This is a genomic window from Amphritea sp. 1_MG-2023, assembly GCF_030547545.1.
Taxonomy (GTDB): Bacteria; Pseudomonadota; Gammaproteobacteria; order Pseudomonadales; family Balneatricaceae; genus Amphritea.
Genome location: NZ_JAUOQE010000012.1, coordinates 101,388 through 110,324 on the forward strand (window position 1 = coordinate 101,388; position 8,937 = coordinate 110,324).

Here is an 8,937-nt window from a genome sequence, read left to right on the forward strand (position 1 = left end):
TAGGGAGTTATCATGAGTGCTAATTTGTTTTCCAGTGATTGGTATCAGATTGCCGAGTTAAAGCCCCGCCTGAGGCATCATGTGACGGTGAATGCACATCGCTATCGAGGCAAACGTTGGTATGTGCTTGAAGACCATGTCACCGGGCAGGTAAGACGTCTGTCGCCACAGTCTTATCTCATTGTTGGACTGATGAATGGTGAGCGTACAATTGATCGGCTATGGGAGCTAGCATCTCAGCGTCTTGGTGAAGAGATGCCGACGCATGAAGAGATGCTTCAGTTACTGGCGAGCCTGTATCAAGCCAATCTCGTTGGTATGGATACCAGTGGGGATATCAGTGAATTATTTGAGCGAGGTAAGGAAGCAGAAAGAACACGCTGGATGTCTAAACTTAAATCACCGCTATCCATTAAAATCCCCCTGCTCGATCCGGAACGTTTCTTAGTTGCCACGCAACACTATATACGGCCTTTTATTTCTAAAGCGGCGCTTTGCGTTTGGTGTTTATTAGTTATTGGTTTGTTGGTTATGGCCGGTCAGCACTGGGATGAGTTAACCGAGAATGTAACTGATCGGGTGCTAGCGGCGGATAACTTGGTACTGTTATGGTTTGTTTATCCGGTAATTAAGCTCATTCATGAACTTGGGCATGGTTATTGTGTGAAACGGGGCGGTGGTGAAGTTCACGAGCTGGGTATCATGTTATTGGTACTGCTACCGATGCCCTACGTGGATGCTTCATCAACCAACGCCTTTGCCGATAAGAAACAACGTATCTTAGTCAGCTCTGCGGGTATTATCGTCGAGCTGTTTATTGCTGCAGTGGCAATGTTTGTCTGGGTTAATGCGGCCCCAGGAATGGTTAAATCGATAGCCTACAATATTATTTTTATTGCCGGATTATCCACGGTGCTGGTGAACGGTAATCCTCTGCTTAGGTTCGATGGTTATTACATACTGGCTGATTTGATTGAGATTCCTAATTTGGGTCAACGCGCTAATCAATATTGGGGATGGTTGAGCAAACGCTTTATGTTTGGTGTGGGTGGCTTGGCCTCACCTGCCTATGATCGTCGTGAAGCGTTGTGGTTATTTTTTTACGGTTTTGCCTCCTATATTTATCGCATGTTTTTAATGGTCACCATTGTGCTATTTGTGGCGCAACAATATTTCTTTGTCGGTATTGTTTTGGCTATTTGGGCGCTCGTGGGGACGTTACTCGTGCCAAACGTCAAGCTACTCAAAAAAGCGTGGCAAGACTCGGATATTCGTGCGGGTCGGCGTAGCCCAACGTTAATGATTCCTCTCGTCGCTGGCATTGTTGCGTTGCTGTTGTGTGTCATGCCGTTACCGCTGAACACTAGTATTGAGGGCGTTGTGCAGCTCGATGAGCAACGTCGTGTTTTAGCCGAGGAAAACTGTTTTGTGGAGCAATTGCATAAACGTCCCGGTTCAAATGTTGTAAAGGGTGATTTACTGATCAGTTGTAGTAACCCACAGTTGCGTACGGAACAATTAGTTTTACAACAGCAGTTCCTCGAGGCGAGTGCCGAACGTCAAGGTGTTTGGAACGATCCGGTTCAATTAAAAATATATGATGATCAATTATCGCGGTTGAGTCTGGAGCTGAAAGAGAGCGAGGCTCGAATGTCAGCTTTAAACATCTATGCTCAGGCCGATGGACTTTGGTCGCTCAGAAACGCGGCTGATCTGTCGGGCAAGTTTTTGCAGCGCGGTGATCTTATCGGTCATGTTATCAGTAATGACAATGTTTCTATTTTAGGAATGGTACCGGAAGCGGATATTGGCTTAGTACGGGATAAATCGGTCGTGGTATCCGCTCTGCAAACGTCAGATCTCAATACGTTGTTAACGCCCCAACATTGGTCTGTTTTTCCAGCGGCAACTAAAGAGCCAGTGAGTGGAATACTGACTGAAACGGCGGGGGGGAGTGTCATAATGGACCCTTCTTCCTCCTCTACGGAAGCGCCTCAATCGTTGAGGCGCTACTTTATCGTTGCGTTGGAGTTTGAGCGTTTTCCGATAGTCTTTGTTGAAGAACGAATTCATCTAAAGTTTGAACACCCGCCCGAAGCAATCATTTATCGACTATATCGCGTGGTTCGTCGTACGTTCTTGGAGTACTTTGATGTCTGAGTACGTGCGTAAACAGCCTGTTATCGCCGGATTACGTAACGAATATAAATGGCAGGAAAGTAATCGGTTCGATACTTTTTTACAGAGATCGAAAGAGCTGTCGAAGAAAGTAAGCGGTAAGCTGTTAAGACGCAATGAACGGATAGTAAACGCAATATTTAAGCGTTCGCTAGCGCTTGAACATTATCAAGCCGATGAGCTTGCGCTAGCGCTGAAGGCTATTCGTCAAATATTACGTTTGCAAGGCATCAGTACGGTAACGGTTATCGAAGCGTTTGCGGTGATACGAGAGATTAGTGGTCGTGTCCTCGGCATGCGCCATCATCATACGCAGATTCGTACATCGCTAACGATGCTCCGTGGTGGTATTGCCGAAATGTCTACTGGGGAGGGGAAAACTCTCGCCGCCACGTTAGCGGCTGCAACAGCGGGTCTTGCCGGTATTCCGGTGCATGTCGTGACGATCAATGATTATCTAGCTGAACGAGATGGCGAAGAGATGTTGCCTCTGTATCAGGCGTTAGGATTATCCGTTGGCATTATTACGCATGAAAAAGAGTTGCACGAACGGCGTGAAATCTATGCCTGCAATATATGCTATTGCAGTAATAAAGAGCTTACCTTTGATTTTTTGAAAGATAGTTTGGTCTTGGCCCATAGAAAAACCACCCGTCTACAGCAAGCATCACTGTTGACCGGAGATGCATCTTGGGCAGAGAGCCTATTGTTACGGGGTTTACATTTTGCCATCGTCGATGAGGCCGATAGTGTATTTATCGATGAGGCTCGAACGCCACTGATTATTTCAGGGCAAGAAAAATTCGGTCAACGAGAGGAGCAGTTATTGAAGACCGCGATGGAAATTGCGGCAAAATATCAAAAAGAGATCCATTTTAAGCAGGACGAACACGCCAAAATACATCTAACCTCGGCAGGGAATCAGCTTTTAGTTGATTGCTGTGAACCCCTTGAGGGGTTGTGGAATAGCAGTTTCTATCGTGAACCATTGGTCAAGCAGGCCTTGGCTGCGTTACATGTTTATCATCGTGATAGGGATTATATTATTGATGATGACGGCGCCATCCAAATCGTTGATCTATACACGGGTCGTGTGATGCCTGGACGAAGTTGGGGACAAGGCTTACAGCAAATGATTGAAATGAAAGAAGGTTGCGAGCTGACCAAGCCACGGGAAACTAACGCTGAAATAAGTTATCAGAATTTTTTTAGGAAATATCATCATCTATGTGGCATGACCGGTACTGTACGAGAGGTTGCCGGTGAGTTGTTGGATGTCTACCGGCTGCGGAGTGAAACGATTCCTTTACTCAAAAAAAGTCAGCGAAAAAAAGGTTACTGTGAAGTGTACCTAACCGAGCAAGAAAAATGGCAGCGGGTTGCCGAGGTGACGCGTGAACTGGTGACAAAAGGTCAAGCTGTATTGATTGGCACTAACTCAGTGGCCTCATCGGAGGCGATAAGTCATGTGCTGACCAAGGTATCGATTGCGCATAAGATACTGAATGCGCGACAGGATAAGGAGGAAGCTGATATCGTTTCAATGGCGGGTCAGTCCGGTGCGGTGATGGTAGCTACCAGTATGGCCGGACGAGGAACGGATATTAAGCTAACGGATGAAACCCGAGCAGCGGGTGGTTTGCATGTTGTCATAACGGAGCTTCAGGATGCTGCTAGGATAGATAGGCAGTTAGCCGGTCGGAGTGCTCGTCAGGGCGATCCCGGGGCTGTCAGTGAAATTTTATCATGTGAAGATCAACTGATTAAAAAGATGGCGGGGCCATTACTACGCAAGCTGCTAAAAGTAATAAGCGCAACGGGCCTCATGATACCTCATCGCTTGGGTTATCATATTCAGCAAAATTGTCAGAAAAAGCTGTCACGCAATCATTACAAACAGCGCCTGCAACTTATTAAAGTGGATACTCAGCGTCAACGAACGTTAGCGTTTACTGGAGATAAAAAATGAAGAAACAACTGCTCGTGTGTATGGTTGCGATTGGCTTAGTATTTGTTCCGTTTAGTAACCCTCAAGCAGAAGAGTTAACCTTATCTACCCTAGGGTGTATGTTAGAACCAAGTGAAAAAGTGGATATCAGTTCGCCGGTGATAGGGGTGCTAGATAAGGTAATGGTTAAGCGTGGAGATCATGTTAAAAAGGGTCAGTTGTTATTTCAGCTTAAAGCCGGTGTTGAGAGGGAAGGTGTGCAATTAGCGAAAGTTAGAGCTGAGTTTGCCAGAAGGAAAGAACAACGAAATAAAGATCTCTATGATGATGATATTTTAACGGCCAGTGAGAGGGATGAAATTGAAACAGAGTTATTGATCGCTAAGTCTGAGCTGCGCTTGAAGCAACAAGAACTAGCCTTACGTAGGGTCTCAAGCCCAATTAAAGGGGTGGTTGTTAATCGATTCAATAATGCGGGTGAGTTTGTTAACACCGATCCTATTTTGTCCCTTGCAACCTTAGACCCACTACATGTTGATCTATTGCTGCCTGCCAGTGATTTTGGTCTGGTTTCGCTCAACCAAGAGTTATTAATTAAGCCTGACTCAGAGATGCTGAATGTTAGCCGTGCTACAGTCATCATCGTTGACCCTTTGATCGACTCTGCCAGTGGCACTTTTCGTGTGCAGTTAGTAATGCAAAACCCAGATGGTAATATTCCGGCGGGCATCCGTTGTGCGACTCAGACAGTCAATCAGCCGTAGGCTGCTGCAAGGTAAATATATTCGTCTGGTACTGCCGTTAGCGGAGCGTAAGGGCTGCTTGGCTGATGTTAGTCAAGCGTCGATTCAGTAACGAGAATATCGTATCCACTTTGATCTTTAACGGTAATAAATTATAGCGATGGTATAATCCAGACACCTTTAGTCTGTATGCGAATAGGTCATGAAAGAGATCATCCTGCTTAACATTTCCGGCCAAGATAAGCCGGGCGTCACGTCTTCTATCGCCAATATTCTGGCGCAGTTCGATATCAATATTCTGGATATAGGTCAGGCGGTTATACATAACACGCTATCACTGGGTATCCTGATCGGGGTGCCTGAGGAAGCAGAGGCATCTAGTTTATTACGCGATATTCTGTTTAAGGCTCATGCGCTAGATATGACTATTCGCTTTGAGCCTGTCACCGAAGAGGAATACCAAAGCTGGGTCGGTGAGCAGGGTAAGTCTCGTCATATTATTACGCTGTTAGCACGTAAGATCACGGCTGAACATATCGGTAAGGTGACTCAGACGGCAGCGGATCATGGCTTGAATATCGATAATATCAGTCGCTTATCAGGACGCGTATCACTCGAGAATGCTGCCAAGCATCAAGGTGGTGAAAAGACCCGTGCTTGCGTTGAGTTTTCAGTACGGGGCGCGCCTAGCGATTCTGCTCAATTGCGCGAGGAGTTTCTGCGCATAGCCAGTGATCTCGATGTGGATATTGCGTTCCAGAAAGATGATATCTTCCGCCGTAATCGTCGCCTAGTGGTGTTTGATATGGATTCCACCTTGATTGAAGCCGAAGTGATTGATGAACTGGCTAAAGAGGCGGGTGTCGGCGCTCAGGTCGCTGAGATTACTGAAGCGGCGATGCGGGGTGAGATCGATTTTACCGAGAGCTTTAAGCGGCGTATGGCGCTGCTGAAAGGCTTGGATGAATCTGTGTTAGAACGCATCGCACATAATTTGCCCTTAACCGAAGGGGTGGAAGAGTTAGTCTCTAATCTGAAGGCGCTGGGCTTCAAAACCGCGATTTTGTCAGGCGGTTTTAATTATTTTGCCAATTATTTGCAGCACAAGATGGGCTTCGATTACGTCTATGCGAATGAACTTGAGATTGTCGATGGTAAGGTGACGGGGAATGTAACCGGTAGTGTCGTCGATGGTAAACGTAAAGCTGAACTACTGCGAAAAATTGCCGAGAAAGAAGGCGTGCGATTGGAACAAACGATCGCCGTGGGTGATGGAGCTAATGATCTACCGATGCTTTCTATAGCAGGTTTAGGTATCGCTTTTCGCGCCAAGCCACTGGTCCGTCAGAGTGCCAAGCAGGCTATTTCTACCTTAGGTTTGGATGGTATTCTTTATCTTATCGGTTTTAGAGATCGGGATACCTTGTAAGAAGATTTTTAAGGGGATTATGCGAGTGAGTCATTGAGGCTGACTCGTGAGGATGAAAACCGCCAGTTGGCGGTTTTTTTCTCTTTATTCAAAGAAATCGTAATTCATCTCGTCGGTAGGAGGTTGTAAGTAGTACCCCTGAATATAATTGACGCCGACCTGCCAGAGTTTACCCATCAGTCGAGTATCCTCAACCAAGGGGGCGATACTTCTAATGTCAGCGTGTTTAAGGTTTTTGATGAGTTCGGCGAAGACTTGATCCGCTTCTGCGGAACTACCGAGATCTTGTATGTAGGAGCCATCAAGCTTAATTAAATCGGGCTTTAGCTTGATACGTAATAATTCACGGTTTTCAGATATGCCGAAATGTTTAATACAAAACTTACATCCCAGTTGTTTTAGCCCGAACCTGAACTGTTCTGCTTTGACTTGACTGGTACTTAAATCGGACTCACTCACCTGAAAAACGACTAATTCTGCGGGGATACGAAATGCTTTGAGCTTATCGGCTAGCCAGTTGAGATCTTCAGGGTCTTGATAAAAACTCGCGGTTAGGTTGATAAAAACCCGGCTGCGCTGATAGGTTTTCAGCTGCTCAGCCATCTGCATAAACGTGTGTTCAATCACCCATTTGTCGATTTGAATATTGGTGTCGGCATGATCCAGAGTGGACAGGAAAATATTCGGTGATAAACCCTCCACGTCATTATTGTCTTGTAAGCGGAGAAATACTTCGTAATTACCGCCTTCATTGCTGGAGGTGAGTGCCACGATCGGTTGAAATAGAATGCGGAATTTATCATGCTTCAGTGCATCATAAATCATTGTGATGGATGCATCGTCGATATCCGCGGTTTCCTCAGCGGTGGTTTCAAACAGTTTTATACTGTTACCCCGTTGCCCATTATTGCGCGCTTCATCGGCGGCTAATCGAGCTCGCTCAATCAATTCTATATAGTCTGGCGCGTTATCATTGATTGAACAGACTCCGATGCTACAACTGGTGGTGACGACAGTGCCAGTGACATCGATCTTGAGTTGTGCAATTGATGTACACAATAAGTCAGCCAGCTTCATGGCTTTATCTGGGCTCGGATCATGAAATAGAATGGCAAAAACGTCCTCTTCTAGACGGGCGCAGAGATGAGTTTTATTGATTTTTTGTTGTAATAGATCGGCGATATCGGATAACACAATATCCGTACTCGTCACCCCAAGTTCGGATTGTAAGGCGCTATAGTTATCAAACCGAATGTATAGCAGACTGCAATCCGCACCGCCGGTTAGGGCTCGGTGAGCGGCCTTCTCTAAGGCGTTGACCAGATAGTTACCATCATACAGTCGAGTGGTCGGATCGATATTCTCAAAGGTCGCTTCACTGGTATCATTATTGGGGCTAATCATTACTTGCAAACAGTCTTGACTCATATAATGAGCAGATTGAATGGTAAAGGTTGCTTGAAAATTAGTGCCATCGATACGTCTTGCTTTTAGCTCTGTTTTGATCTTGTGGCTGCCACTATCTAAGGCATCTTCCAGTGCGGTTTTTAGTTGATCACGATCTTTGAAAACAGTGAACTTATCCAGTGTTTCATGTAAGCCACTGTCATTTTCATCTAGCCCAAACAGTTCAGCAAAGGCTGGATTGCTATAGATAGGTAAAAAATCGTTACTAAGATAGATAATCGGTAGACCAGCAAGAGACACTAAGGCCTGACACTGTTTATCTGTCTGAGCCAGTTCAGCTTCGACAATCCGTAAGCGTCGACGGGTTTCAAGATGTTCGAGTTGTCGTCGAATTTGAATTAATAGTAGTTCCTGCTCTTCTAGCGAGATCACGGTTGCCATGCGGGCTTTTAAGCCTTGCAGTAGCGTCTGACTGTCGCTGTTAGGCACGAGTTGAATAATCGGGATATCTTTACTCAGCCGTTGCAGAATTTGTGCGGCTTCTTTTGCACCAAACTGTCCCTCAACCTGAGGACTGAGGATAATATCCCACGAGCGCTCGCTCAGCGCGACATTAAACTCTTCGGCTGACTGTACCTGTTGCCCCCTAGGCGAGAGCCTAGCGCCACGTAACAGAGTGATAATCGGATCGACTTCCTCAGCGGTTAGACCGAGAAAGAGAATTTGTATATTTTTACGTAGCCGTTGGCGCTTCTCTGAGACCACTCGATTAAAGAGGCCGGTTGGGGCGCTGGTTGTTACTTGTCCGCTCATTGCACCTTCTACTTTGAATACTCCCTTATGTATATCGAGTGTATCTGCTTTGAACTATTCTGTCAGCGTTCAATACGGGAATATAGGCGAGACGCTGGTTATTGACGGTAGTAGAAAAACTCGGTGACAGGAGCTTCGTACAAGCTGGCTTTATTAGTTTACTTGATGGTGGCGGCGATGATTGGCTGTAGATCGATGACTATCCTGAGGCTGGCTGTGAGGCTTCAAGTGTCGTGCTGTTGTCGCAGCGTTATCAAGAACTGGATTTGAACTTTAAATAATAGAGAAAGAAATGACTGGGCGAAACAAGTAGGATTTGAACTTTAAAGAATAGAGAAAGAAATGGCTGGGGTAGGAGGATTCGAACCTCCGCATGACGAGATCAAAACCCGTTGCCTTACCGCTTGGCGATACCCCAG

Annotated in this window: 5 protein-coding genes and 1 tRNA gene; 4 read left to right on the plus strand and 2 right to left on the minus strand. The window is 46.0% G+C overall.

Annotated features, from left to right (window positions below; translation table 11 throughout):
- The first annotated feature begins 12 nt into the window (after positions 1 to 12).
- From Q4488_RS08570 to serB, 4 genes are all read left to right on the plus strand, one after another.
- Positions 13 to 2,160 carry an efflux RND transporter periplasmic adaptor subunit gene (locus Q4488_RS08570; protein ID WP_303580058.1) on the plus strand — a complete coding sequence of 716 codons (2,148 nt, stop codon included), beginning with the start codon at positions 13 to 15 and terminating at the stop codon, positions 2,158 to 2,160.
- A complete protein-coding gene (locus tag Q4488_RS08575; protein WP_303580059.1) occupies positions 2,153 to 4,147 on the plus strand; it encodes a prepilin peptidase in 1,995 nt (664 codons plus the stop codon). Before Q4488_RS08570 ends, Q4488_RS08575 begins: the two co-directional genes overlap by 8 nt.
- Positions 4,144 to 4,890 (plus strand): efflux RND transporter periplasmic adaptor subunit, encoded by a 747-nt coding sequence (locus tag Q4488_RS08580; protein WP_303580060.1) that lies wholly within the window; start codon positions 4,144 to 4,146, stop codon positions 4,888 to 4,890. The genes Q4488_RS08575 and Q4488_RS08580 overlap by 4 nt, the downstream gene beginning before the upstream one ends.
- Before the next feature lie 181 nt (positions 4,891 to 5,071).
- Positions 5,072 to 6,298, plus strand: coding sequence for a phosphoserine phosphatase SerB (gene serB, locus Q4488_RS08585; RefSeq protein ID WP_303580061.1), 1,227 nt, complete (start codon positions 5,072 to 5,074; stop codon positions 6,296 to 6,298).
- An 84-nt stretch (positions 6,299 to 6,382) separates the two neighbouring features.
- Here serB and Q4488_RS08590 read toward each other — a convergent pair whose 3' ends face one another.
- Positions 6,383 to 8,518, minus strand: a complete 2,136-nt coding sequence (locus Q4488_RS08590) for an EAL domain-containing protein (protein WP_303580062.1) — start codon at positions 8,516 to 8,518, stop codon at positions 6,383 to 6,385.
- Between the two features lie 343 nt (positions 8,519 to 8,861).
- A tRNA-Gln gene (locus tag Q4488_RS08595) sits at positions 8,862 to 8,936 on the minus strand.
- Between the last annotated feature and the right edge of the window lies 1 nt (position 8,937).

Coding starts and splice junctions, on each gene's coding strand:
- Q4488_RS08570 (WP_303580058.1), top strand. CDS start 13: ATGAGTGCTAATTTGTTTTCCAGTGATTGGTATCAGATTGCCGAGTTA.
- Q4488_RS08575 (WP_303580059.1), top strand. CDS start 2,153: ATGTCTGAGTACGTGCGTAAACAGCCTGTTATCGCCGGATTACGTAAC.
- Q4488_RS08580 (WP_303580060.1), top strand. CDS start 4,144: ATGAAGAAACAACTGCTCGTGTGTATGGTTGCGATTGGCTTAGTATTT.
- serB (WP_303580061.1), top strand. CDS start 5,072: ATGAAAGAGATCATCCTGCTTAACATTTCCGGCCAAGATAAGCCGGGC.
- Q4488_RS08590 (WP_303580062.1), bottom strand. CDS start 8,518: ATGAGCGGACAAGTAACAACCAGCGCCCCAACCGGCCTCTTTAATCGA.